The sequence below is a fragment of the Denitromonas halophila genome (genome assembly GCF_007625155.1).
Lineage (GTDB): Bacteria > Pseudomonadota > Gammaproteobacteria > Burkholderiales > Rhodocyclaceae > Nitrogeniibacter > Nitrogeniibacter halophilus.
The window spans coordinates 17,359-42,212 of record NZ_VMNK01000015.1; the positions used below are offsets into that span (position 1 = coordinate 17,359).

21 protein-coding genes and 1 other RNA gene are annotated in these 24,854 nt (G+C 62.0%); 15 read left to right on the forward strand and 7 right to left on the reverse strand.

Features of this window, described 5'->3' with window-relative positions; genetic code table 11:
* Positions 1-10: 10 nt before the first annotated feature.
* Positions 11-364, reverse strand: coding sequence for an AtuA-related protein (locus FHP91_RS14575; protein ID WP_144310291.1), 354 nt, complete (start codon positions 362-364; stop codon positions 11-13).
* A gap of 2 nt (positions 365-366) precedes the next feature.
* Positions 367-1,737 carry an acyclic terpene utilization AtuA family protein gene (locus tag FHP91_RS14580; protein WP_144310292.1) on the reverse strand — a complete coding sequence of 457 codons (1,371 nt, stop codon included), beginning with the start codon at positions 1,735-1,737 and terminating at the stop codon, positions 367-369.
* Positions 1,738-1,830: 93 nt separating this feature from the next.
* Here FHP91_RS14580 and FHP91_RS14585 point away from each other — a divergent pair, with 93 nt between their 5' ends.
* On the forward strand, positions 1,831-2,742 hold the full coding sequence (locus FHP91_RS14585) for a LysR family transcriptional regulator (RefSeq protein WP_144310293.1): 912 nt from the start codon (positions 1,831-1,833) through the stop codon (positions 2,740-2,742).
* A 199-nt stretch (positions 2,743-2,941) separates the two neighbouring features.
* On the opposite strand, the gene ssrA is transcribed toward FHP91_RS14585, so the two are convergent.
* From ssrA to FHP91_RS14610, 5 genes are all read right to left on the reverse strand, one after another.
* Positions 2,942-3,317, reverse strand: a transfer-messenger RNA (tmRNA) gene (ssrA, locus tag FHP91_RS14590).
* Between the two features lie 49 nt (positions 3,318-3,366).
* A complete protein-coding gene (gene gph / locus FHP91_RS14595; protein WP_144310294.1) occupies positions 3,367-4,029 on the reverse strand; it encodes a phosphoglycolate phosphatase in 663 nt (220 codons plus the stop codon).
* Positions 4,022-4,717, reverse strand: a complete 696-nt coding sequence (gene ubiG / locus FHP91_RS14600) for a bifunctional 2-polyprenyl-6-hydroxyphenol methylase/3-demethylubiquinol 3-O-methyltransferase UbiG (protein WP_144310295.1) — start codon at positions 4,715-4,717, stop codon at positions 4,022-4,024. Before ubiG ends, gph begins: the two co-directional genes overlap by 8 nt.
* Before the next feature lie 94 nt (positions 4,718-4,811).
* A complete protein-coding gene (locus FHP91_RS14605; RefSeq protein ID WP_144310296.1) occupies positions 4,812-5,528 on the reverse strand; it encodes an OmpA family protein in 717 nt (238 codons plus the stop codon).
* 59 nt (positions 5,529-5,587) lie between these two features.
* Entirely contained in the window at positions 5,588-6,913 is a 1,326-nt protein-coding gene (locus FHP91_RS14610; RefSeq protein WP_144310297.1) for a TRZ/ATZ family hydrolase, read from the reverse strand.
* A 214-nt stretch (positions 6,914-7,127) separates the two neighbouring features.
* Here FHP91_RS14610 and gyrA point away from each other — a divergent pair, with 214 nt between their 5' ends.
* The 14 genes from gyrA to FHP91_RS14680 all read left to right on the forward strand — a co-directional run bounded on the left by gyrA (position 7,128) and on the right by FHP91_RS14680 (position 24,854).
* Positions 7,128-9,803 carry a DNA gyrase subunit A gene (gene gyrA, locus FHP91_RS14615; protein WP_144310298.1) on the forward strand — a complete coding sequence of 892 codons (2,676 nt, stop codon included), beginning with the start codon at positions 7,128-7,130 and terminating at the stop codon, positions 9,801-9,803.
* A complete protein-coding gene (gene serC / locus FHP91_RS14620; RefSeq protein WP_144310299.1) occupies positions 9,803-10,900 on the forward strand; it encodes a 3-phosphoserine/phosphohydroxythreonine transaminase in 1,098 nt (365 codons plus the stop codon). Before gyrA ends, serC begins: the two co-directional genes overlap by 1 nt.
* Positions 10,900-11,982: a prephenate dehydratase gene (gene pheA, locus FHP91_RS14625; protein ID WP_391527573.1), complete on the forward strand. Its 1,083-nt coding sequence runs from the start codon at positions 10,900-10,902 to the stop codon at positions 11,980-11,982. The genes serC and pheA overlap by 1 nt, the downstream gene beginning before the upstream one ends.
* Before the next feature lie 59 nt (positions 11,983-12,041).
* Positions 12,042-13,139, forward strand: a complete 1,098-nt coding sequence (hisC, locus tag FHP91_RS14630) for a histidinol-phosphate transaminase (RefSeq protein ID WP_144310300.1) — start codon at positions 12,042-12,044, stop codon at positions 13,137-13,139.
* Positions 13,139-14,032, forward strand: a complete 894-nt coding sequence (locus tag FHP91_RS14635) for a prephenate dehydrogenase (protein ID WP_144310301.1) — start codon at positions 13,139-13,141, stop codon at positions 14,030-14,032. Before hisC ends, FHP91_RS14635 begins: the two co-directional genes overlap by 1 nt.
* A gap of 19 nt (positions 14,033-14,051) precedes the next feature.
* Positions 14,052-15,977 carry a bifunctional 3-phosphoshikimate 1-carboxyvinyltransferase/cytidylate kinase gene (locus tag FHP91_RS14640; RefSeq protein ID WP_144310302.1) on the forward strand — a complete coding sequence of 642 codons (1,926 nt, stop codon included), beginning with the start codon at positions 14,052-14,054 and terminating at the stop codon, positions 15,975-15,977.
* Positions 15,978-16,095: 118 nt separating this feature from the next.
* Positions 16,096-17,775 carry a 30S ribosomal protein S1 gene (gene rpsA / locus FHP91_RS14645; RefSeq protein WP_144179992.1) on the forward strand — a complete coding sequence of 560 codons (1,680 nt, stop codon included), beginning with the start codon at positions 16,096-16,098 and terminating at the stop codon, positions 17,773-17,775.
* An 11-nt stretch (positions 17,776-17,786) separates the two neighbouring features.
* The gene (locus FHP91_RS14650; protein ID WP_144179995.1) at positions 17,787-18,071 is read left to right on the forward strand and encodes an integration host factor subunit beta; all 285 of its coding nucleotides are present in this window, start codon (positions 17,787-17,789) and stop codon (positions 18,069-18,071) included.
* A gap of 79 nt (positions 18,072-18,150) precedes the next feature.
* A complete protein-coding gene (locus tag FHP91_RS14655; RefSeq protein ID WP_144179998.1) occupies positions 18,151-18,468 on the forward strand; it encodes a LapA family protein in 318 nt (105 codons plus the stop codon).
* Between the two features lie 5 nt (positions 18,469-18,473).
* Entirely contained in the window at positions 18,474-19,649 is a 1,176-nt protein-coding gene (lapB, locus tag FHP91_RS14660; protein WP_144310303.1) for a lipopolysaccharide assembly protein LapB, read from the forward strand.
* Positions 19,650-19,690: 41 nt separating this feature from the next.
* Entirely contained in the window at positions 19,691-21,013 is a 1,323-nt protein-coding gene (locus FHP91_RS14665) for a UDP-glucose dehydrogenase family protein (protein WP_144310304.1), read from the forward strand.
* A 1-nt stretch (position 21,014) separates the two neighbouring features.
* Positions 21,015-21,959 carry a D-glycero-beta-D-manno-heptose-7-phosphate kinase gene (gene rfaE1 / locus FHP91_RS14670; protein WP_144310305.1) on the forward strand — a complete coding sequence of 315 codons (945 nt, stop codon included), beginning with the start codon at positions 21,015-21,017 and terminating at the stop codon, positions 21,957-21,959.
* Positions 21,960-21,985: 26 nt separating this feature from the next.
* Positions 21,986-22,876: a cysteine synthase CysM gene (gene cysM / locus FHP91_RS14675; protein ID WP_144310306.1), complete on the forward strand. Its 891-nt coding sequence runs from the start codon at positions 21,986-21,988 to the stop codon at positions 22,874-22,876.
* Between the two features lie 55 nt (positions 22,877-22,931).
* Positions 22,932-24,854, forward strand: coding sequence for a hypothetical protein (locus tag FHP91_RS14680; RefSeq protein ID WP_144310307.1), 1,923 nt, complete (start codon positions 22,932-22,934; stop codon positions 24,852-24,854).

Consider the following 24,854-nt stretch of genomic DNA (forward strand, 5'->3'; position numbering starts at 1 on the left):
TCCGAAGGGATCAGCGCCCGGCCACGCATTGGCGAGGCAGGCGGATGGTCATCGCCAGCAGCAGGTAGGAAAGCCCTTTGCCATGGCGATCGAGGCAAAGGCTGTTGTTCACGCCACCGGCCAGCACGTCGTCGATGACGAAATTGCAGGCGGCAAGATTGGGCACCAGGTAGCGCGTGACCGCGGACGGTGCGCGATGGCCGTAGCAGGCGAGCACTTTCGCTTCGGTGAGCTGCTCGGCCAGGTACGGATAGACGGCCGGGTCGTAGCAGAACACGGCGACGTTGATGCGGTTGCCCTTGTCGCCGGTGCGTGCATGCGCGATCTGATGGAGCGGGACGTCGACGAAGTCTTCAGCGGTCATGATCAGGCTTCCAGCGTCTCGATCTGCGGCGCGAAGGCCTCGCGCGGCACGAAGACCGAGGTCGAGTTCATCAAGGGCGTGACATGGGTGCGCACCCCGCCGCCGCCCGCCGGCCCGGCGGTGTAGAGCGCTTCGACTTCCTGCAGGGCACGCTCGACGTCACGGCGCTCGGCGCCCGACACGGCCAGGCGGACGCGCACGTCGTCGATCTCGCGCGCGGGGCACTGGTCGAGCCAGCGCCCGTCGGCATCGTTGAACACGCTGGCGACGCCGATCAGGTCGAAATGACGTTCGACCGCCAAGGCAAGCGCCGACAGTCGCTCGCGCAGGATATCGATGGCGAGCAGGCCGCGTGCGCGGCAGTTGGGGCCGGCGTAGGAGATCTCGCCTTCGCCCAGCCAGCCGCCATCGAAGCAGACCGTGCCCTTGAGCGTGGCTGGCCGCGGTTTGCCGGCCGCGCCGGTGACCCGGACCCGGTCCGGCCCGACCTGCTCGACCGTGACGCCGGACAGGTCGAGCGTGACGTCGGGCGTCAGGTAGGCCGAGGGGTCGTGGATCTCGTACAGGATCTGCTCCTTGACCGTGCGTTCCGAGACCATGCCACCGGTGCCCGACGGCTTGCCGATGACGAGGGCGCCGTCGGCCGCGATCTCGGCGATCGGGTAGCCCACCGCGGCCAGGTTCGGCACATCCTTGACCCCGGGGTCGGCGAAATAGCCGCCGGTGACCTGTGCGCCGCATTCGAGCAGATGGCCGGCGAGCACGCCCGCCGCGAGCCGGTCCCAGTCGTCCCAGCGCCAGCCGAAGTGATGCACCAGCGGGCCGAGCGCCAGCGCCGGATCGGCCACGCGGCCGGTTACCACTACGTCTGCACCCGCGGCGAGCGCCTGGGCAATACCTTGGGCGCCGAGGTAGACGTTGGCCGACACCAGGCTCGATCGTGCGATCTGCGTGGGCGGGCTGAACGGCATGGCGAGCAGTTCGTCGGCGCGCATGCGGCCGAGCAGATCGTCGCCGGTGACGGCCATGACCTTGATCGGGCCGCAATCGAGCGTAGTCGCCAGCTGGAGGATGCGTCGTGCCGCGGCGGCCGGATTGGCGGCTCCGAAATTGCCAATGATGGGGATGCGGTGGGCCACGCAGTCGGCCAGCACTGGGGCCAGCAACTCCGCCAGCGTCGTCAGGTAGCCGCCCTCGACATCTTGACGACGGCGCAGCTGCGCCAGGGCCAGCGTGCGCTCGGCCAGGGTCTCGAAGATCAGGCAGGCGGGTTTGCCTTGCGCGATCAGTTCCCTGACGACCGGCAGGGCCGCGTCCAGACGGTCACCGGCAAAGCCGGCGCCGCAGCCGATCAGTAGCGATTCCTTGGGCAAGTCCTCACCCCTTCGAAGTGCGATTGACGCGATGGGGTGATTGAAGCAAAGTCGCCTATATAAAACAATTTTAATGATTGCATAGGTTTATTTATGGCACGAATAAATCTCGACATGCGCCAGCTTCAAGCCCTGGTGGCGATCGCGGAGGAGGGCACCTTCTCCGCCGCCGCCAGCCGGATCTGCTTGTCGCAACCGGCGCTCAGCTTGCTCGTCAAGCAACTGGAAGAGGTGCTGGCGTTGAAGCTCTTTCACCGGACGACGCGCAAGGTTGAACTGACACCCGCCGGCCATGAAATGCTTCAAACGGCACGCCGGGTCCTCGGAGAGATCGACGAGGGGCTGAGTCAGCTTCACGACTATGCGGACTGCCGTCGGGGTCGGGTGACCGTGGCGGCGTTGCCGTCCCTCGCGTCGGGCTTGTTGGCCGAGGCGGTCGCAAGCTTCCGCCGCGAGTATCGCAACGTACGGGTAGTGATCCGGGATGGTGTCGCGGATGTGGTCGTCGAGTCGCTCAAAACCGGTGAAGCGGATTTTGCGCTGGGTTTCGCGGTCCCCGGCGAGGACGATCTGATCGCGACCGAGTTGCTGACGGACACCTTGGTGGCCGTCGTTCAAAAGGGGAAATTCAAGGCGACACGCAAGGCGCTGGCCTGGTCCGAACTGGCCGACCAGCCCTTGATCGCCATGGCACGGGGCACCAGTATTCGCCGTCTCACGGATTCGGCGTTCGGACAGATCGGATTGGATCCGGTGCCGGCCTACGAGGTATCGTTCATGAGCACCGCGATGGCCCTTGTCGAGAACGGCGAAGGCAATGCCGTCCTGCCCTCGAGCGCTTTGCCAGCGGTGTTTGCCGGCGCGCTACAGCGTTTGGCGTTGAATGCGCCACGTGTCGAGCGCCGGATCTGCATTCTTGAGCGCAAAGGCAGACAGAGGTCGCCCGCTGCCGAGCAGATGATCGGCCATTTGCTGAATCTCGCGGCGCACAACGATGGCGCATGAGCGTTTTAGCGGCGTGGCCTTCGGGGCTGCTTGAGCGGGCTGGGGAAACCCGACATTGCGCGGGGGCATGCGTTCAGCGTGGTGGTATGCCGGCGGTTTGTTCTATACCCAGGTGAATGTAGACAAACGAAAGCATAAAAAAAACCAGAAAATCTGATTTCAGATTTTCTGGTTTTGTCCGGATGTTCCGGAAAGTGTGTGGTGGAGCCGGGGGGAATCGAACCCCCGTCCGCAAGCCCTCCACAATGAGCTCTACATACTTGTCCCGTCTATTTGGATTTAATCACGGGGGTTGGCCGACGGACGGGCCGTCCCGCAACGAGTTACCTTGGTTTTAGGAGATGCGCCAAGTAACCCGACGCATCCACGAGTTCCTGTAAATGACACTGCAAGAAAGGATTTTCACCCCATCATCCGACCCAGGAACCTGTCGGGGCAGCGCCCACCGGGATTAAGCGGCGAGTGCGAAACGCTTGTCGTTGGCGTTTAGTTTGTTTCCAGCTGATTTACGAGGTAACTGGACCTCGGTATGCACTCAATTGCTTTGCGACCCACGTCGAAGCCAAGTCGGCCCCTTGAAGTGCTATATGGGAACGGTAGCCCCAGACTTCAAGCCCCTGCAGTTTAGCATGAGTCTTGAAGTCGAACGTGAAGTAGCGCTTCAGGCGTGTCGACGATCCAGTCGGCGCCCCATGTTTCGATCGGGTGGTCGACCCCCAGATACCCCCAATTGGCGGCGGCGGTAGGCATACCGGCGGCTTTTCCGGCGGTGATGTCTCGCAGGTCGTCACCGACGTAGAGAGTTCTGGCGGGGGAGACGTTCAGCGCCTGGCAGGCAAACAGGAGGCTGTCCGGGGCGGGTTTGGGGTTTGGGGTGGTGTCGCCACTGACAACGCAGGCTGCGCGCGATCCCAGCGGGAGTGCATTGACGAGCGGCTCGGTGAAGCGCCTGGGTTTGTTTGTGACGATGCCCCATGGCGTACCCGCGGCTTCAAGGGCGAAGATCAGTGTTTCGATGCCAGGGAAGAGTCTGGACCCGACGCACAGGGCGTTGGCGTAGTGGGTCAGGAAGCGCTTCGCAAGCTCGGGGAATTGGGTGGAGTCGGGGGTGACGCCGTAACCGATACGCAGCATGCCCCGGGTGCCGGATGAAGTGTGGGGTCGGAGTGTCGCGAGTGGCAGTACTGGCAGGCCGTCTTCGGCCAGCAGTACGTTGAGCGCGCCCCCGAGATCGGGCGCCGTATCGGCAAATGTGCCGTCGAGGTCGAACAGGACGGCCTCAAACATGGCGCCGGGTGTGCATCAGGTAGTTGACGTCGGTGTCCTTGCTGAGGGCGTAGGCGCGTGTCAGCGGGTTGTAGGTCAGGCCAGTCAGTTCGCCAAGCGCCAGGTCGTTTGATCGGCAGTGCCGAGCCAGTTCCGAGGGTTTGATGAATTTTGCGTAGTCGTGCGTGCCCCGCGGGAGCATGCGGAGGAGATACTCGGCGCCGATGATGGACAGCAGATAGGATTTCGGATTGCGGTTGAGCGTCGAAAAAAACACATGGCCGCCGGGCTTGACGAGCGTGGCGCATGCTTTGACGATGCTGGCCGGGTCGGGGACGTGCTCGAGCATTTCCAGGCAGGTGACGGCGTCGAACTGGGCGGGCATTTCGAGTGCCATTGCTTCGGCACTGATGAGCCGATAGTCGACGTTGAGGCCGGATTCGTGGAGATGGAGTTTGGCGACGCTGAGTGCTTTTTCTCCGAGGTCGATTCCGGTGACTTGGGCGCCACGCGCTGCCATGCCTTCGGAGAGCAGGCCGCCTCCACAACCGACATCCAGCACGACTTTGCCTTGCAGGGGGAAGAGGCTGTCGATCCAGTCCAGGCGTAGCGGATTGATTTCGTGGAGCGGTCTGAACTCCGATTCGGGATCCCACCAGTGGTGGGCCATGTCGCCGAATTTTTGAAGTTCGGAGGGGTCTGCGTTCATGGCGAAAGGCTTGCGAAATATAGGGTGGCGAAACGATAGCATGAAAAGAAAAAGCCCCGCGGTTGCGGGGCTTTTTCAGTCGAAGCGGGCTAAATTACTTGGAGCCGATAACTTCGATCTCAACGCGACGATCCGGCTGCAGGCAGTCGATCAGGGCCTTGCGGCTCTTCTGGTTGCAGTTGGTGGTCACGGGCTGGGATTCGCCCTTGCCTTCGGTGTAAACACGGTTGGCTTCAACACCTTTGCTGACCAGGTACTGCTTGACAGCAGCAGCACGCTTCTCGGACAGCTTCTGGTTGTAAGAAGCGGAACCCAGACGGTCGGTGTGACCAACAGCCAGGATCACTTCCAGCTTCAGCGAACCGGCTTCAGCAGCCAGTTTGTCCAGCTTGCCTTTGCCTTCTGCTTTCAGGACGGCCTTGTCGAAGTCGAACAGCGCATCAGCGGCCAGTTTGACCTTGTTTGCAGTGGGCTTGGGTGCCGGCGCCGGAGCGGCCATGGGCTTGGCAGCGGCAGCCATCGGGGCTACGCACTTGTCTTTCGGGACGATGTCGCCATCACACCCGCAGCCAACCGGGAACTCGCCAGCCAGGACGCTGGAAGCGGCAGCCGGGCTCCAGTAGCCTGTGCGCCAGCACAGGTTGGTGCCACTGCGGGCAACGACGTTACGACCGTCGATCACGTAGGGGATGTCACCTTGGCCAGTCACTGTGATGTCACCGTGGTTGTCGGCCATGACTGCCGACGCGGAGACACTAAGTGCGGCAGCGGCGGCCGCCATGATGAGATGCTTTTTCATTTGTTTGATCATATGTTCCTCGTCACAGGGCAAGGTTGAACGGTGAAAGTTCCGCGGTCTTTGTCGCGGTACTAGTCGAAACGACTACCGACCTTATTCTGCCATACGCGTGCAACGCCAAGCAATTCATTGTCTGCTTTTTGCAACACTTGTTTATTGGAAACACGCGCCTGTCCAGCAATCCAGACGTCCGACACATGTTCGCGGCCTGCGCAATATACAAGATGTGAGGCGGGGTCAAAGCAGGGTTGTGTTTCAAATGGTGACAGATCGACGGCGCAGAGGTCGGCCCACTTGCCAACTTCGATGCTGCCGATGTCGTTTTCCAGCCCCAGGGCCTTGGCGCCATGCTGTGTCGCCATGCGCAAGGCGGTTTTCGCCGGGATGGCGGCGGCGTCCTGTGTGCTGACTTTGGCGAGCAGCGCGGCCATGCGCATTTCCTGGAAGATGTCGAGCCGGTTGTTGCTGGCGGCGCCGTCGGTGCCCAGCCCGATTGGAATGCCGTGGGCGAGTGCGGCGGCCACCGGGGCGATGCCGGAGGCGAGCTTCATATTGGAGGTGGGGCAGTGCGCGAGGGCGCAGCCGTGTCGTGCGAGTGTCTCGATTTCGCTCGGCGTGAGATGCACGGCATGGACGCCGATGAGTTGGCTTTCGACCAAGCCGAGGCGGGCCAGGCGTTCGAGCGGGCGTTCGCCGTATTGTTTGAGGCTGTCTTCGATTTCCTGCGCAGTTTCGTGAATGTGAATATGAATCGGCAGGTCCAGCTCGTTGGACAGGCTGACGATGCGCGAAAAGGTGGTGTCGGAGACGGTGTAGGGGGCGTGGGGTGCCAAAGCGAATCGCACCAGCGGGTTGCCTCGCCAGGCGTCGCGCGCAGCGAGTCCTTTGCTGAGGTATTCGTCGGCGCTGGCGGCGTAGGAGGTCGGGAAATCGATGGCGGTAATGCCGATGACGCAGCGCATGCCCAAAGCGTCGAAGGAGGCGGCCGCAGCGTCGGGGTAGAAGTACATTTCATTGCAGGTGGTGATGCCTCCGCGCAGCATCTCTGCCGCGGCCAGCAGGGTGCCGTCGCGAACGAAGGCCGGGCTGACGTGTTGGGCCTCGGTGGGCCAGATCGCCGTTTGCAGCCAGGTCATCAGGGGCAGGTCGTCGGCAATGCCGCGCATGAGTGTCATGGCGGCGTGTGTGTGCAGGTTGATCAGGCCCGGGATGAGCACATGATCGGGCAGGCGGGTTTCGGTGGTGGCGTGGTAACGCTCCCGCGCAATATTGCTGGGCAGAACGGCAACGATACGCCCCTTGTGTATTGCGATGCTGTGATGTTCCAGCGTGGCGTCGGTGGCGTCGACGGGGATTACCCAGCGGGCGCTGATCAGCAGGTCGACCTGTTCGCTCATGGCGTCTGTTCGCTCAGGGATTGATGAGTGGAGGTGGCATTCAAGCCCGGTGATCGATAAAGATCAAGTCGGCCGCGCCGCGCCGGGGTGGGGTCGTGTTGGGGGTCTGTGCTCTTAGGTGGTGTGACGTCGCTGTCAGAGGGGGAGAAGGCGGGGCGTGACGTGGTAAGATTTCCCTCTTTTGAATGCCGCCTTTTCAGGCCCGCTGACAGCCATGGATCAATTCGCAAAAGAGACCCTTCCGATCAGCCTTGAGGAAGAGATGCGTCATGCCTACCTCGATTACGCGATGAGCGTGATCGTGGGGCGGGCGCTGCCGGATGCCAGGGACGGTCTCAAGCCGGTGCACCGGCGCGTGTTGTTTGCCATGCATGAGGCCAACAATGCCTGGAACCGGCCCTATGTGAAGTGTGCGCGGGTGGTTGGTGAGGTGATGGGTAAGTATCACCCGCACGGCGACTCGGCCATTTACGATACGCTGGTCCGCATGGCGCAGAATTTTTCGCTGCGTTACATGCTGGTCGATGGTCAGGGTAACTTCGGCTCCATTGATGGCGACAATGCGGCGGCCATGCGATACACCGAGTGTCGTCAGGCGCGCGTGGCCAGTGAGTTGCTGTCGGATATCGATAAAGAGACGGTCAATTTCGTCCCCAACTACGATGGCAAGGAACGCGAGCCGGCGGTGCTGCCCGCGCGGATCCCGAACCTGCTGATCAATGGTTCGTCGGGTATCGCCGTGGGCATGGCGACCAACATTCCGCCGCACAACCTGCGCGAGGTGATCGATGCCTGCCTGTTGTTGCTGAATGAGCCGGACACCGATATTGAAGCGCTGATTAAGATCGTCAAGGCGCCGGACTTCCCGACGGCCGCTCTGATTTACGGTCTTTCCGGCGTGCATGATGGTTACCGCACCGGTCGCGGCCGGGTGGTGATGCGGGCGCGGACGCACTTCGAAGATCTGGAACGCGGCAATCGTCAGGCGATCATCGTCGATGAGATGCCCTACCAGGTGAACAAGCGCTCGGTGCTTGAGCGTATCGCCGAGCTGGTTAACGAGAAAAAGATCGAAGGCATCTCCGAGATCCGCGACGAGTCGGACAAGTCCGGCATGCGCGTGGTGATCGAGCTCAAGCGCGGCGAAGTGCCCGAGGTGGTGCTCAACAATCTGTTCAAGCAAACGCAGTTGCAGGACACCTTCGGCATGAACATGGTGGCGCTGGTCGATGGCCGCCCGAAAGTGCTTAACCTGCATCAGCTGCTCGATTGTTTCTTGCAGCACCGCCGCGAAGTAGTCACGCGTCGCACCATTTACGAACTGCGCAAGGCCCGCGAACGCGGCCATGTGCTCGAGGGTTTGGCGGTTGCGTTGTCGAATGTGGACGAGGTGATCGCGCTGATCAAGGCGGCGCCGACGCCGGCCGAAGCCAAGCAGGGCCTGATGACCCGTATCTGGCGCTCGCCGCTGGTCGAAGAGATGCTGGCACGTGCCGTGGCCGATCGCGACAGTTTCCGCCCGGCCGGCCTGCCGCCAGAATTCGGCTTGCAGGACAATGGCTACCGCATGTCCGATGCACAGGCGCAAGCCATTCTCGAACTGCGCCTGCAGCGACTGACCGGTCTGGAGCAGGACAAGATTCTGTCGGAGTACCGCGAGGTGATGGAAACCATCTCCGATCTACTCGATATCCTGGCGCGGCCCGAGCGTGTGACCAGCATCATCGCGGAAGAGTTGGCTGCGGTTCGCGAACAATACGGCGACGAGCGCCGCTCGGAGGTCGTTATGGACACCTCCGATATCAATATAGAAGACCTGATCGCGCCTGAAGACATGGTGGTGACCTTGTCGCACACCGGCTACTTCAAGCGCCAGCGTCTGGCCGACTACCGGGCCCAGCGGCGTGGCGGTCGGGGCAAGCAGGCCACTGCGATGAAGGACGATGACTTCATCGACCGCCTGTTCGTGGCCAACACCCACGATACGATCATGTGCTTCTCGAACCGCGGCCGCGCCTACTGGCTCAAAGTGTACGAGGTGCCCGAAGGCACGCGCAACTCGCGCGGCAAGCCGATCGTGAACCTGTTCCCGCTGTTCGAGGGCGAGAAGATCACCGCCGTGTTGCCGGTCAAAGCCTTTGATGAGGACCACTTCGTCTTCATGGCGACCTCGCGCGGCACGGTCAAGAAAACCCCGCTGTCCGACTTCTCCAACCCGCGCAAGGCCGGCATCATCGCCGTCGGGCTGGACGAGGATGATTACCTCATCGGCGTGTCAATTACCGACGGCCAGTGCGATGTGATGCTGTTCTCCGATGCGGGCAAAGCGGTGCGTTTTGTTGAAACCGATGTGCGCCCGATGGGCCGCACGGCGCGCGGCGTGCGCGGCATGATGCTCGAGTCGGGTCAGCAGGTGATCAGCATGCTGGTGGCCGACGACGAAAGCTGGTCGGTGCTCACCGCTACGGTCAATGGCTACGGCAAGCGCACCCCGATCGGCGAATACACCCGCCATGGTCGCGGTACCAAGGGCATGATTGCCATCCAGTCTTCCGAGCGTAACGGCAAGCTGGTGGGCGCCGTGCTGGTCAAACCAGAGAACGAGATCATGCTGATCTCCACCGGTGGTGTGCTGATTCGCACTAAGGTCGAGCATATTCGTGAGATGGGGCGTTCAACTCAGGGCGTGACACTGATCTCGCTCGATGACGGCACCTATCTGGCAGGCATCGAGCCGGTGGCAGAAACCGAAGACGATGATGCGTTTTTCGATGAGGCCATGGATGTGACCGAGGGAGTCGAGGGCGCCGCAGCAGCAGTGGATGCGCCGGCCGAGACGGACGGGGCCGCTGAGGCCCCATCGGAAGACGGTGCAGACGGAGCAGAGTGATGTCCCGCGTGTTCAATTTCAGCGCCGGTCCTGCGGCGCTGCCCGAGTCTGTGTTGCGTCGCGCGGCCGAAGAAATGCTCGACTGGCACGGCACGGGCGTGAGCGTGATGGAAATGAGCCATCGCAGCCCGGCTTTTCAGTCGATCTACGATCAGGCCGAAGCCGATCTGCGCGAGCTGCTGGCGGTGCCATCGAATTACCGCATCCTGTTCATGCAGGGCGGCGCGATTGCCGAAAATGCGCTGGTGCCGATGAACCTGCTTGGCGACAAAGCCGGCGCCGACTATGTGGTGACCGGTTCCTGGTCGGCCAAATCTCAGAAAGAGGCGCGGCGCTATTGTGATGTGAACATCGCGGCGGCGACCGAAGCTGGCGCGTACAACACGGTGCCCGCTCTGAGCGACTGGCGCCTGTCGGACGACCCGGCCTACCTGTTTGTGTGCACCAACGAAACCATCGATGGTGTCGAGTTCGGCTTCGACCCCGATCTGCGCACCATCGGCCGCGGCGAGGTACCGGTGGTGGCTGACGTGTCGTCGCACATCCTGTCGCGCACGGTGGACGTGTCGCGCTACGGCGTGCTGTTTGGTGGCGCGCAGAAAAACATCGGGCCAGCCGGGCTGACCATCGTCATCGTGCGCGAGGATCTGCTCGGCCGTGCCCACAAGGATTGCCCGTCGGCCTTCGATTACAAGTTGGTGGCCGACAACAATTCCATGTACAACACGCCGCCGACCTACGCGATCTACATCGCAGGTCTGGTCTTCCAGTGGCTGCGCGCCCAGGGCGGCGTTGAGGCCATTGAGGCGATCAACATCAAAAAAGCCGACCGGCTCTATGGCTTCATCGATCAGAGCAACTTCTACCAGAACCGTATCGACCCGCGCTATCGCTCGCGTATGAATGTCCCGTTTTTCCTGGCCGATGAGTCGCGCAATGCCGCGTTTCTCGAGCAGAGCTCGGCCGCCGGTCTGGTGCAGTTGAAAGGGCATAAATCAGTCGGTGGCATGCGTGCCTCCATTTATAACGCGATGCCGATGGCCGGCGTCGAAGCGTTGGTCGAGTTCATGCGGGACTTTGAAAGGCGGAACGGGTGATGGCTGAAGGGATGAGCGAAGAGCAGGAACTGCTCAAACTGCGCAACGAAATCGATGCGATTGACGATGCACTGCTGGCCAGCATGTCGCGCCGTGGCAAGCTCGCCCAGCGGGTGGGTGAGATCAAGCAGGGCAATATCTATCGCCCGGAGCGCGAAGCCCAGGTCCTGCGGCGCCTGGCCGACGCAAACCCCGGCCCCTTGCCGTCGACGGCGATTCAGCGGATTTTTCGCGAATTGATGTCGGCCTGCCTGGCGCTTGAGCAGCCGCTCAAGGTGGCCTATCTCGGGCCGGCGGGCACTTTTTCGGAAAGCGCCTCGCGCAAGCACTTCGGCAGCGCGCCGACCTTCATGCCCATGCTCGCCATCGACGATGTATTCCGTTCGGTCGAGGCGGGTAGCGTCGACTACGGCGTGGTGCCGGTCGAGAATTCCACCGAAGGCGCCATCGGCCGCACGCTTGACCTGCTGCTGCTTAACCCGCTCAAGATCTGCGGCGAGGTCAAGCTGCGCATTCACCAGCACCTCATGTCCAAGGCCGACGGCCTGGGTGCCGCACGACGAGTCTATTCGCATGCGCAGAGCCTGGCGCAGTGTCAGGAGTGGCTAAACCGAAATCTGCCCTCGCTGCCCCGTGTGCCCGTGGCCAGCAATGCCGAGGCCGCGCGCCTGGCGGCGGAGGATCCGGAGTCGGTGGCCATTGCCGGCGAAGCGGCAGCCGAATTGTATGGCTTGAACATTCTGGCCGGCAATATCGAAGACGACCCCAACAACACCACGCGTTTCCTGGTGATCTGCCCGCATGACGCGGGCCCTTCCGGCAAGGATAAAACCTCGTTGGTGTGCTCCACGCCGAACCGCGCCGGGGCCATGCACCGCCTGCTTCAGCCGCTGGCCGAGCATGGGGTGAGCATGAGCAAGCTGCAATCGCGTCCGGCGCGTTCTGGCCTGTGGGAATACGTCTATTACATCGATTTTGAAGGCCACCAGAGCGAGGCGAAAGTGGTCGCAGCCCTGGCCGATCTCGAGCGCAACGCGAGCTTCGTGAAGGTGCTGGGGTCCTATCCGGTCGCCGCGCTCTGAATGCCGAGGCGCAGCAGGACAAGCACAAACTAGAAAAGCACTATTCAGGAGACGTCGTCATGCCAATCGCCGATCGGGCGCCGGACTACATTCGGGCCATTTCTCCCTATCAACCGGGTAAGCCAATTTCCGAGCTGGCGCGCGAGATGGGTTTGGTCGAGGCGAGCATCGTCAAGCTCGCCTCGAACGAGAACCCGCTCGGCATCAGCCCGATGGCCAAAGAGGCCATTGCGCGGGCGCTGCTCGAGCTGGCCCGCTATCCGGACGGCAATGGCTTCGCGCTGAAGGCTGCTTTGTCGGAACGCACTGGCGTGCCGATGAGTGGCATCGTGCTGGGTAACGGCTCGAATGACGTGCTTGAATTGGTGGCACGCACTTTCTTGACGCCGGGCTCCGAAGCGGTGTTCTCCGAGCACGCGTTTGCGGTCTATCCCTTGGCGACGATGGCGGTCGGCGGAAAGCCCGTCGCCGTGCCAGCCAGGGATTTTGGCCACGACCTCGACGCCATGGCGGCCGCCGTGACCGACAAAACCGGCGTGATCTTCATTGCCAACCCCAACAATCCCACCGGTACTTTCCTGTCAGGACCACAGATCGAGGCCTTCCTCGAAAAGATCCCCGAGCGGGTGCTGGTGGTGCTTGACGAGGCCTACACTGAATACCTGTCGGACGACGACCGCTATGATGCCATCGGCTGGCTGGCGCGTTTCCCGAATCTGCTGGTGTCGCGCACCTTTTCAAAGGCGTATGGGCTGGCCGGGTTGCGGGTCGGGTATGGTTTGGCGCACCCGAGCGTGATCGATCTGCTCAACCGGGTGCGTCAGCCGTTCAACGTCAATAGCCTGGCCTTGGCGGCCGCGACCGCCGCGCTGCGGGATGAAGAGTTTCTGGCCAAGAGCGCGGCCCTCAACCGTCGGGGCATGGCGCAATTGACCGACGCGTTCCGCGCCATGTCGCTGGAATGGATCCCGTCCTGGGGCAACTTTGTTACGGTCAAGGTGGGTGACGGTGATCAGATCAACCGCAAGTTGCTGGCGCAAGGCGTGATCGTCCGCCCGATCGCCAGCTATGGCATGCCGCAATGGCTCAGGGTATCGATTGGTCTGCCCGAAGAAAACGCCCGATTCATCTCGGCCTTGCAGCAGGCACTGAGCTGATGGATGTATTGCCAGAGGCGCCGATTCGACGGCTGGTAGTTTGTGGCGTTGGCCTGATCGGCGGCTCGTTTGCGCTGGCCTTGAAGTCGGCCGGAATGGTGGAGCGGGTGGTCGGTGTCGGGCGCACGCAAGCCTCGCTGGAGCGTGCGAAAACGCTCGGCGTGATTGATGAAGTCGCGCTGGATTGGGCAACGGCCCTGAGCGGCGCCGACTTCGTGCTTCTGGCCATGCCGGTCGGTCAGGCAAATGCGGTGATGGCGGCTATGGCGCCGCATCTGGCGCCCGGCACTGTTGTGACTGATGCCGGCAGCACCAAGCGTGATGTGATCGAGGCCATTTACGCCCATCTGGACGCCCACCTGATGCATGTGGTGCCGGCACATCCGATTGCGGGTGCTGAAAAAAGCGGTGCCGACGCGGCGTTTTCGACGCTCTATCGTGGGCGCAATGTCGTTGTCACGCCCTTGCCAGAGAATGATCCGGCGACGGTGGCGAGGGTGCGTGCAGTCTGGGCCGCTTGCGGTGCGTCGTTGCGTGAGATGAGTCCGCAAGACCACGATCGCGTATTTGCCGCGGTCAGCCATCTGCCGCATTTGCTGGCCTTTGGCCTGGTGCATGATCTGGCCGGTCGTGCCAATGCCGAACAGCTCTTCAGCTTTGCGGCCAGTGGTTTTCGCGATTTCACGCGCATTGCCGGCAGTCACCCTGAAATGTGGCGAGACATCTGCATGGCGAATCGCCACGCGCTCACGGCCGAGTTGGACCAGTATCTGGGCGAGCTGGCCTATCTGCGCGCACTCTTGATGTCGGGCGATGGCGCCAGCCTCGAAACCCTGTTTGGCGAGGCGCGCGAGGCACGCAACCGCTGGGCCGAGAAAACCTTTCCTTCTTGATTGATACGGATGTCGCAACGTGGAAACCCTTGATCTTGCCCCGATGATCCGGGCTGCGGGCACGGTTCGCCTGCCGGGCTCGAAAAGCATCTCCAACCGGGTGCTGCTGCTGGCTGCGCTGGCCGACGGGCAGACCCGAGTGCACGACTTGCTGCAATCAGACGATACCGAGCGCATGCTCGACGCGCTGCGCACGCTCGGTGTGCCTTGGCAGCACGATGTGGCTGCGGACTGTTTTGTGGTCGATGGCGTCGCAGGGCGCTTTCCGGTGGCTGACGCCGATCTGTTTCTCGGCAACGCCGGCACGGCCTTCCGTCCGCTGACTGCAGCCTTGGCCTTGTCGGGCGGCAACTACCGGCTGTCGGGCGTACCGCGCATGCATGAGCGGCCGATCGGTGATCTGGTGGATGCCTTGTCGCAACTGGGCGCCGCGGTGACCTACACCGGCAACCCGGGCTACCCCCCGCTGACGATCGGCAAAGGTACGATTCGCGCCGGCGGAACCGTGTCGGTGCGTGGCGATGTGTCCAGCCAGTTTCTGACCGCCTTGTTGATGGCCGCACCGCTGACCGGCGTTGCCGTCCATATTGAAGTCGTTGGCGAACTGATCTCCAAGCCCTACATCGAGATCACCTTGAATCTGATGGCACGTTTCGGCGTGCAGGTCGAGCGCGAAGGCTGGCAGCGATTTACCGTGCCGGGCGGCGCGTGCTATCGCAGCCCGGGTGACATTCACGTCGAAGGTGATGCCTCGTCGGCCTCGTATTTCCTGGCTGCCGGTGCGATGGGCGGTGGCCCGGTCCGTGTCGAGGGGGTGGGGCGCAACAGCATCCAGGGTGATGTGCGCTTTGCTGAAGCGCTTGAGCAGCTTGGTGTGCAGATCACCATGGGCGAGCACTGGATCGAGGCGAGTGCGCCTGCCAGCGGACGGCTAAAAGCCTTCGACATGGATCTCAACCACATCCCTGATGCCGCGATGACGCTCGCGGTGATGGCGGTACGCTGCGATGGCCCGTGTCATTTGCGCAATATCGCCAGCTGGCGGGTCAAGGAAACCGACCGGATTGCCGCGATGGCCACCGAGTTGCGCAAGATCGGTGTCGAGGTCGAGGAATTTGACGATTCGCTGCGGGTCACGCCACCGCAGACGCTGCGCCATGCCGCTATCGACACCTACGACGACCATCGCATGGCGATGTGTTTCTCGTTGGTCACCTTGGCGGGCACTGGCGTCACCATCAATGACCCGGCCTGTGTGAACAAAACCTTCCCAGGCTACTTTGACGCCTATCGCAGCATTGCTTCCCCCGTCCCCGTCGTTGCCATTGATGGCCCATCGGCGTCGGGCAAGGGGACAGTCGCCGCGCGCGTGGCCGAATCGCTGGGTTACCACTATCTCGATAGCGGTTCACTCTATCGCTTGGTGGCGTTGGCGACGATTCGCGGTGGTGTGACCGACGACGCAGCAATCGCGGCGGTAGCAGAGACCCTGCCGGCCGAGTTCGTGGGCGGAAAAATCCTGCTCTCGGGTGCGGATGTGACCGACGCAATCCGTAGTGAAGAATGCGCCGCCATGGCCTCAAAAGTGGCCGCCATTCCGGCGGTGCGCGATGCCCTGCTGGAGCGCCAGCGCGCCTATCGCCAAGCGCCAGGCCTTGTGGCGGAAGGGCGCGATATGGGTTCGGTGATTTTTCCGGATGCATCCAGCAAATTCTTTCTGACCGCTTCGGTCGAGGCGCGGGCACAACGGCGCTATAAGCAGTTGATGGAAAAGGGTTTGCCTGCTAACATTGACAGTCTTTCTCAGGAGCTTTCTGAGCGTGATGCGCGAGACGCGGCGCGAAGTGTGGCCCCTTTGAAAAAACTGCCGGACGCAGTGCTTGTTGAAACCTCAGACATGACGGTTGATGAAGCAGTCCGGTTTGTTGCCGAGCGCATCGCCTGAGCGGCGCGCCGGCTCAAACGTATTCCGGCCCTCTGGCCGGTGTGTTTATTAACTAACCCGCTGTCCTTGTGGCAGCACCAGGTCTTTTTTTATGTCCATTCCCACTCCTGAAATGTCCATGGAAAGCTTTGCCGAGCTGTTCGAGGAAAGCCTTGCGCTGCAGGAAATGCGCACGGGCGAGGTGATCACCGCCGAGGTGGTCCGCATCGATCAGAACTTCGTTGTCGTGAACGCTGGCTTGAAATCCGAAAGCTACGTTGCGATCGAAGAGTTCCGCAACGATCACGGCGAACTTGAAGTTAAAGAAGGCGACTACGTCCAGGTTGCCATTGACGCACTCGAAGACGGCTACGGCGAAACCCGCCTGTCCCGCGACAAAGCCAAGCGCATCGCTGCCTGGAACGACCTTGAGCTCGCGCTCAACGAAGGCACGCTGGTCAACGGTGTGGTCAGTGGTCGTGTCAAGGGTGGTCTGACGGTCATGACCCACGGTATCCGCGCCTTCCTGCCGGGTTCGCTGGTCGACATGCGTCCTGTTAAAGACACCGCCCCGTACGAGGGTAAAGAATTCGAATTCAAGGTCATCAAGCTCGACCGCAAGCGCAACAACGTGGTTGTGTCGCGCCGTGCCGTGCTTGAAGAGACCATGGGTGAAGAGCGCGATAAGCTGCTCGAGAACCTGGCCGAAGGCATGGTCGTCAAAGGCATCGTCAAGAACATCACCGACTACGGCGCGTTCGTGGATCTGGGTGGTATCGACGGTCTGCTGCACATCACCGACCTGGCCTGGCGTCGTGTGCGTCACCCGTCGGAAGTGGTTGCTGTCGGTGACGAACTCGAAGCCAAAGTGCTCAAGTTCGACCGCGAGCGTTGCCGCGTGTCGCTGGGTCTCAAGCAGCTCGGCGAAGATCCGTGGGTGGGCATCGCCCGTCGTTACCCCACCGGCACCCGTCTGTTCGGCAAAGTCACCAACATCACCGACTACGGCTCGTTCGTGGAAGTGGAACAGGGCATCGAAGGTCTGGTGCACGTCTCCGAGATGGACTGGACCAACAAGAACATCCACCCGAACAAGGTCGTCCAGCTGGGCGACGAGGTGGAAGTGATGATCCTCGACATCGACGAAGAGCGTCGCCGTATCTCGCTGGGTATGAAGCAGTGCATGGCCAACCCGTGGGACGAGTTCGCCATGAACTTCAAGAAAGGCGACAAGGTTTCCGGTCAGATCAAGTCGATCACCGACTTCGGTGTGTTCATCGGTTTGGATGGTGGCATCGACGGTCTGGTTCACCTGTCCGACCTGTCGTGGTCCGAGCAAGGCGAAGAAGCCGTGCGTCGCTTCAAGAAAGGTGACGAAGTCGAGGCCGTGGTGCTGGCCATCGACGTCGAGCGTGAGCGTATCTCGCTTGGCATCAAGCAGATGGATGGGGACCCCTTCACCAACTTCATCGCCACCCACGACAAGAACAGCCTCGTGCGCGGCACCGTAAAGACGGTGGATGCGCGTGGTGCCGTGATTTCGCTGGGCGATGACATCGAAGGCTACCTGCGCGTGTCTGAAGCCGCTCCGCACCGTATCGACGACTTGACCACCGTGATGAAGGAAGGTGAGGAAGTCGAGACGATGATCATCAACGTGGATCGCAAGTCCCGTTCGATCAACCTGTCGATCAAAGCCAAGGATCAAGCCGAGACCTCCGATGCCATGCAGAAGCTGGCCGCCGAGAGCTCCGCCGCGACGGGCACCACCAGTCTGGGTGCGTTGCTCAAGGCGAAGATGGACGAGCAGAAGCAATAATTGGTGCACTCATGACCAAATCGGAGCTCATTGCGCGACTGGCGGCACGTTTTCCGCAGTTGGTTGCCAAGGATGCCGATTACGCTGTCAAGATGATTCTCGATGCGATGACCGACTCATTGTCACGTGGTGATCGCATCGAGATTCGCGGCTTCGGCAGCTTTGCGCTGAATTACCGCCCGCCCCGCATGGGACGCAATCCGAAATCCGGTGAACGGGTTGAGGTTGCCGAAAAACATGTGCCGCACTTCAAGGCGGGAAAGGAATTGCGGGAACGTGTGGATCTGGCCGAATAATCGGTTCAGATTGTGTCATTGGGGAAGGCGGTTTCGACCGCCTTCTTTTTTGTCCACGAGTCGGCCATAATCACCCCCTATGCGAATCATTGTCTGGATTATCCGTCTGGCGGTCTTCCTCGTTCTATTCGGCTTTGCCGTCAAGAACGACCAACTCACGACGCTGAACTTCTACATGGGCAAGCAATGGCAGTTGCCATTGGTCTTGGTCATCCTGGGGGCATTCGCCGCCGGGGCGCTGGTAGGCGTGACCGCGACGCTGTCGTCGCTGGTGCGTCAGCGGCGCGAGATTGGAAAACTGCGTAAATCACTGCGCAAGGCAGAAGCCGAAATCAAGGCGTCGGCAGGCACGGCCGTTGTGCCGCGGGCCGACGGGGACGCGCCTGAAGCGTTCTGACCCCCATGGAAATTGAATTCTGGTGGTTACTGGCGCTGCCGCTGTTCTTTGCCTTGGGCTGGATGGCGGCGCGGGTTGATATCCGGCATGTGATGAAGGAGTCGCGCAGTTTGCCGCGCTCCTATCTCAATGGATTGAATTTTCTGCTCAACGAGCAGCCCGATAAAGCCATCGATGCTTTCATTGAGGCCGTGCGTATCGACCCCGATACGGTCGAGCTGCATTTTGCCCTCGGCAGCCTGTTTCGCCGTCGCGGCGAAACCGAGCGCGCGATCCGCATGCACCAACACCTAGTCGATCGCGAAGACCTGAATGAATCCCAGCGCCTGCAGGCACTGGCGGAGCTCGGTCAGGACTATCTGAAAGCCGGCTTGCTCGATCGCGCTGAATCCGTCTTCCTGCGCTTGCGTGGCACGGCTTTGAACGACGTTGCCCTGCGCGATCTGCTGGAAATCTATCAACAAGAAAAAGACTGGCCGAAAGCGATCGACATCGCCAAAGCCCTGCCTGATCACGAGAGTGTCTGGTGGCGCAAGGAAATGGCCAATTTTCATTGCGAGATGGCCTCCGACGCGCTGGCGGACTCGCGGCTCGACGATGCCGAAACGGCCATTCAGTCGGCCTTGCAGATCAATCCCCGGTCGGTTCGTGGAAGCCTGATCAAAGGCGATCTGGCGGCGCGGCGCGGCGATCTCGACGAGGCTGTCCTTGCCTGGAAGCGGATCGAAGGGCAGGACCCACTCTATCTCTCGCTCGCTGCGGAACGTCTGATGAAGGCGTACGACGCGCAGGGCCGGATAGAAGATGGACTGCAGTTGCTGCGCGCCTACCTGGAGCGCCACTCTTCGCTCGATCTGCTCGATGTGCTGTTTGACCGCACGCTCAAGCTGGCCGGTTCGCTCAGCGCCTATGATCTGGTGCGCGACGAGTTGCGGCGCAATCCGAGCGTGCTCGGTCTCGACAAAATGCTGGAAGCGGCCCTGGTGGCCGCGCCGACCGAGCTTCGCCCCGATATCGAGCTGGTGCGTCAGCTGGTGCATAGTCACACGCGTCGCGTGGCGCGCTACCGCTGCGACGCCTGCGGATTCAAGGCGCGTCAGTTCTATTGGCGATGCCCGGCCTGTGGAGGTTGGGAAACCACGCCGCCACGGCGGACGGAAGAATACGATCTGGTGCCTTGAGCAATCCTCCCGGCGCCTGCAGATGACATGAGGATAGAGAGATGAAAGTTACCGTTATCGGTACGGGCTACGTGGGCCTGGTGTCGGGCGCCTGTTTGGCCGACGTAGGCAATGATGTGCTGTGTCTGGATGTCGATCCGGCCAAAATCAAGATTCTTGAAGAGGGTGGCATCCCCATTCACGAGCCGGGGCTGCACGAAATCGTCCGCCGCAACGTTGAAGCCGGTCGCCTGTCCTTTACGACTGACGTCGAAAAGGCTGCAAAGTGGGGTGTGACGCAGTTCATTGCCGTCGGGACGCCGCCGGATGAAGACGGCTCGGCCGATCTTAAATATGTGATCGCCGCCGCGCGCAATATCGGCAAGCACATGGATGCTTACCGGGTGATCGTGGATAAATCCACGGTGCCGGTCGGCACCGCCGACAAGGTGCGCGCTGCGGTGGCTGAGGAATTAGCCAAGCGTGGCAGCACGACGGAATTCAGTGTGGTGTCGAACCCCGAGTTCCTGAAAGAAGGGGCCGCCATCGAAGACTTCATGCGTCCCGACCGCATCGTGGTGGGTGCTGAAGACCCGCAGGCCATCGAGCTGATGCGTCAGTTGTATGCGCCCTTCCAGCGCAATCACGACCGTCTGGTGTTCATGGACGTGCGCAGCGCCGAGCTCACCAAATATGCCGCGAATGCCATGCTGGCCACGCGGATCAGCTTCATGAACGAACTGGCCAATCTGGCCGAAACGCTCGGCGCCGACATCGAATTGGTGCGTCAGGGCATCGGTTCGGATCCGCGTATCGGCTGGCATTTCCTGTACGCCGGTTGTGGTTACGGCGGCTCGTGCTTTCCGAAAGACGTGAAGGCGCTGATCCGCACCGGCAGTGAACACGGCCATGACCTCAAGCTGCTTGGCGCGGTCGAGGCGGCCAACGAGATTCAAAAGCATGTGCTGGTCGACAAGATCGTGCGTCGCTTCGGTGAGGATCTGACCGGTCGACACTTCGCGCTGTGGGGCCTGGCCTTCAAGCCGAACACCGACGACATGCGCGATGCACCCAGCCGCGTGATCATTCAGGAATTGTTCAAGCGGGGCGCGACGGTGGCCGCTTACGATCCGGTTGCCATGCAGGAGGCCGAACGGATTTTCGGGGATGAACCCCGTCTGAGCTACGCCGGTCGCCCAAAGAGCACGCTCGACAATGCCGACGCGCTGGTCATCGTCACCGAGTGGAAAGAATTCCGTAGCCCCGACTTCGAGGCCATCAAGTCGCGCCTCAAGCAGCCCGTCATGTTTGACGGCCGGAATATGTACGATCCCGCATTGATCCGCGCCGAAGGCATTGAATACTTCGGTATCGGGCGCGGCTGAGATGAGCGGTCGCGACGTGCTGCCGGAGACATCGGCGGCGCGAATTCTCGTTGTCGGCGATGTCATGCTCGACCGTTACTGGTTCGGTGACGTCAACCGGATTTCGCCCGAGGCGCCGGTGCCGGTGGTGCGCATGACGCGCGCCGAAGACCGCCCCGGCGGCGCGGCCAACGTGGCGCGCAACGCGTCGGCGCTGGGCACGCAGGTGTCCTTGTTGTCGGTGGTCGGGCAGGACGAGGCGGGCGACAGCCTCGATCGCCTGCTGGCCGAATCGGCGGTCCGCGCCCATCTGTTTCGTGACGCCAGCGTTCAGACCACGCTCAAGCTGCGGGTCATCGGCCGAAGCCAGCAGTTGTTGCGCATCGACTTTGAGCAACGACCGCAGGCCGAGGTGCTGGCCGCCAAGCTGGATACTTTCAAACAACTGCTGTCCGCCCATGATCTGGTGCTGATTTCCGATTACGACAAAGGCGCATTGGACCATGTCGAGGCGATGGTTCAGGCCGCCAAAGTGGCCGGCAAGCCGGTGCTGGTTGACCCCAAGGGCGATGACTTCACACGCTATGCCGGCGCGACTGTCCTGACCCCGAACCGGGGTGAGCTTCAGGGGATCGTTGGTCGTTGGCGCTCCGAGGCTGATCTGGCTGCACGCGTCGACGCCTTGCGAAAAGAGCTGTCGATCGGTGCCGTGTTGCTGACCCGGTCCGAAGAAGGCATGACGCTGTTTGATGAAAACGGCGTCAGTCATGAACCGACGCGCGCGCGCGAGGTCTTTGATGTGTCGGGTGCGGGCGATACCGTGATTGCGACTTTCGCCGTAATGCTGGCCTGCGGCCTGTCTGCCCCCGATGCCATGCACTGGGCCAATCTTGCCGCCGGCGTTGTTGTCGGCAAACTCGGAACGGCGGTCGTCTCGCTGGATGAGCTGCGCGCCAGCGCGTCTTGACGCGACCTAACCATTGGAAAGAACGGATGCAATTCAAGACCCTTGAAGACTATGTTGGCGAAACACCGCTGGTGCGCCTCAAGCGAATCAATGCGGGTGACGGCAATGTGATTCTCGCCAAACTCGAGGGCAACAACCCCGCAGGATCGGTCAAGGACCGCCCCGCGATGTCGATGATTCTGCGTGCCGAGGCGGCCGGTCGCATTCAACCCGGCGATACGCTGATCGAAGCGACCAGCGGCAATACGGGCATCGCGCTGGCCATGGCGGCGGCGATTCGCGGTTACCGCATGATTCTGGTCATGCCCGAGAATCAGAGTGTCGAGCGACGCCAGACAATGCGGGCCTTCGGCGCCGAATTGATCCTCACCCCCAAAAGCGGCGGCATGGAAGTGGCGCGCGACATGGCAACCCGGATGCGGGACGATGGCGAGGGCGTGATCCTCGACCAGTTCGGGAACCCGGACAACCCCGAGGCGCACTTCGAGGGCACCGGCCCCGAGCTATGGCGTCAGACTGACGGGCGAATCACGCATTTCGTCAGTTCGATGGGGACGACGGGCACCATCATGGGCACCTCGCGTTATCTCAAGCAGCAAAACGCCAAGATTGAAATCATTGGTTGTGAGCCGGCCGAGGGGGCGCAAATTCCGGGTATTCGCAAATGGCCCGAGGCGTATCTGCCAACCATTTATGACGCATCCCGCGTTGATCGTATCGAACCCGTGACCCAGGCGGACGCCGAGGAGATGACCCGCCGGCTGGCGCGCGAAGAAGGCATTTTTGCCGGCATCTCATCCGGTGGCGCGATGCATGTCGCCCTGCGCGTTGCTGCGCAGGTGAGCAATGCGGTGATTGTCAGCATTGTCTGTGACCGCGGTGACCGTTATCTGTCGACGGGTGTGTTCCCGGCCTGAGCGCCAGCGCGGGCGGCGCCAGCCAAGCTGGCGGGCCGGCCTGGCGTTGCTCCTTTTGAGCGGGGCGGCCTGGGCGGGTCTGCAGCTCGACATTCACCAGATTGATCACCCGAGCTTTTCAGCGCGAGGCGTGAGCCTGTTGCTGGACGGCTCGGCCGGACGGATTCGGCTTGATCAATTTGCCGCGGCCGGCCGTCAATGGCGAGCCGTTTACCTCGATTGCCGTCGCTTGCAGCTCGACGAAGGGCGCATTCAGTGCGCCGATGCACGCGTTGGCGGCGTGCCGGAGCTGGCCGGTGCCCGGCTGAACCTCGATTTCTCGACTAAATCCCGCTCCGGTCGTTTGACGGCACAGTTCGCGGACGACGCGCGCTTGACCGCGACGCTGGCGGCCCATGGCGCACTCGATCTCAAGTTTTCGCATTTACCGGTCGCGCTCCTGGCTCGGGTCTGGCCGGCGGCGGCTCCGTGGCATCCGGTCGGTGCGCTGAGCGGCCGCGCCAGTTTCGATGGCCGTCGCGCGACGGTGTCAGCGACGCTTGAAAGCGCTGGGTTTTCCGATGCCTCGGGCAGCCATGCCGCGGAGGCGCTGGCGGGAGATGTGCGCTTGAGCGCCGTTCGGCAGGGTGATGCGTGGCGCTGGGATATGCGCGCGGCGTGGACTGCCGGTGGCGTGTTCTGGGATCCCGTGTTTGTGCCGTCAGGTGTTTCACTGCTTGCCGAAGGGCAGGTCTCGGGTCAGGAGGTCACGCTTTTTTCATCGCGCCTGGACGCGCCGGGTGTCGGCGACATCACGGCAAAAGGCCGTCTCGACATGGCGGACCGGAAAATCATCGAAGCGGAGGTGTCGGTCAGGCGTGCTGATCTGGCGGTGGCGGTACCGCAGTTTGTGTTGCCCGTGGTGGCGCCTGCGCAAACGGAGCGCTGGCAGGTGGCGGGCTGGCTTGATCTGGATGTGCGGTGGCTGGACGGTGAGCTGCACGGGGTGGAAGTGGGGCTTGACCAGGTGGGCTTTGCGTATTTGGGGCAGCGCTTTCGGGTCGGGCCGCTGTCGGGCCATCTCCCCTGGCATCGCGATACCCCAGCCCAGGGGCATCTTCAGGTCGACGGCCTGCACTGGCAAAAGCTCGACTTCGCGCCGTTCTTGCTGGACATGTCGGTTGAGCAGGGCCGGATCAAGGTCGATCCAGCGCGATTGCCTGTGCTCGATGGCGCGATCATTATCGACCGCCTGACGGTGGCGAAAACGGAGGATGGGTGGCAGGGGGCGGGCGGATTTTTTATGGAGCCGGTGTCGATGCGGGCCCTGACCACGGCACTGGATTTGCCGGAGATGGTCGGCACCTTGTCGGCGTCGATCCCCGGGCTGATCGTGACACCGCGCCGCGCTGCGCTCGACGGCGCCTTGGTTATTGCCTTGTTTGATGGTTATGTGCAGGCCACCGGGCTGGAAGTGATCGAGCCTTTCGGTCTGCTGCCACGTCTGCGCGCCGATGTGGTGGCTGAGCATCTGGATATGGCGCAACTGACCGAGACATTCTCCTTTGGTGCGGTTTCTGGATTCATTGATCTGGCTTTGAAAGACTTGCAGATGGCGGCCTGGAAGCCTGTGCGCTTCGATGCTTCGGTGCGGAGCACGCCGGGCGACTATCGCCGGCGGATCAGCCAGCGGGCGGTCGAGCACATCACGGCGCTGGGTGGGCCGAGTGCGAGTGCAGCCATTCAGCGGAGTTTTTTGCAGTTCTTCAACGATTTCGGCTACGGCGAGATTGGCGTGGGTTGCCGACTCGCCAGCGGGGTATGCCAAATGGAAGGTCTTGAGGGGCCGGGCGCGGATGCTTCGCCGTTTACCATCGTGCGTGGCGGCGGCATCCCGGCCCTGAACGTCATCGGCTACAATCGGCGCGTGAATTGGGATGAGCTGATCGCGCGCGTCAAGGCGGCTATCGCCAGCGATGCGGCGCCGATCATCAAGTGA

Bases quoted from the DNA above. Each gene is read 5' to 3' on its own strand.
- hisC (WP_144310300.1), top strand. From the start codon at position 12,042: ATGCCAATCGCCGATCGGGCGCCGGACTACATTCGGGCCATTTCTCCC.
- FHP91_RS14635 (WP_144310301.1), top strand. From the start codon at position 13,139: ATGGATGTATTGCCAGAGGCGCCGATTCGACGGCTGGTAGTTTGTGGC.
- FHP91_RS14585 (WP_144310293.1), top strand. From the start codon at position 1,831: ATGGCACGAATAAATCTCGACATGCGCCAGCTTCAAGCCCTGGTGGCG.
- FHP91_RS14650 (WP_144179995.1), top strand. From the start codon at position 17,787: ATGACCAAATCGGAGCTCATTGCGCGACTGGCGGCACGTTTTCCGCAG.
- cysM (WP_144310306.1), top strand. From the start codon at position 21,986: ATGCAATTCAAGACCCTTGAAGACTATGTTGGCGAAACACCGCTGGTG.
- rfaE1 (WP_144310305.1), top strand. From the start codon at position 21,015: ATGAGCGGTCGCGACGTGCTGCCGGAGACATCGGCGGCGCGAATTCTC.
- FHP91_RS14610 (WP_144310297.1), bottom strand. From the start codon at position 6,913: ATGAGCGAACAGGTCGACCTGCTGATCAGCGCCCGCTGGGTAATCCCC.
- pheA (WP_391527573.1), top strand. From the start codon at position 10,900: ATGGCTGAAGGGATGAGCGAAGAGCAGGAACTGCTCAAACTGCGCAAC.
- ubiG (WP_144310295.1), bottom strand. From the start codon at position 4,717: ATGAACGCAGACCCCTCCGAACTTCAAAAATTCGGCGACATGGCCCAC.
- FHP91_RS14655 (WP_144179998.1), top strand. From the start codon at position 18,151: ATGCGAATCATTGTCTGGATTATCCGTCTGGCGGTCTTCCTCGTTCTA.
- gyrA (WP_144310298.1), top strand. From the start codon at position 7,128: ATGGATCAATTCGCAAAAGAGACCCTTCCGATCAGCCTTGAGGAAGAG.
- FHP91_RS14605 (WP_144310296.1), bottom strand. From the start codon at position 5,528: ATGATCAAACAAATGAAAAAGCATCTCATCATGGCGGCCGCCGCTGCC.
- gph (WP_144310294.1), bottom strand. From the start codon at position 4,029: ATGTTTGAGGCCGTCCTGTTCGACCTCGACGGCACATTTGCCGATACG.
- FHP91_RS14575 (WP_144310291.1), bottom strand. From the start codon at position 364: ATGACCGCTGAAGACTTCGTCGACGTCCCGCTCCATCAGATCGCGCAT.
- serC (WP_144310299.1), top strand. From the start codon at position 9,803: ATGTCCCGCGTGTTCAATTTCAGCGCCGGTCCTGCGGCGCTGCCCGAG.
- lapB (WP_144310303.1), top strand. From the start codon at position 18,474: ATGGAAATTGAATTCTGGTGGTTACTGGCGCTGCCGCTGTTCTTTGCC.
- rpsA (WP_144179992.1), top strand. From the start codon at position 16,096: ATGGAAAGCTTTGCCGAGCTGTTCGAGGAAAGCCTTGCGCTGCAGGAA.
- FHP91_RS14665 (WP_144310304.1), top strand. From the start codon at position 19,691: ATGAAAGTTACCGTTATCGGTACGGGCTACGTGGGCCTGGTGTCGGGC.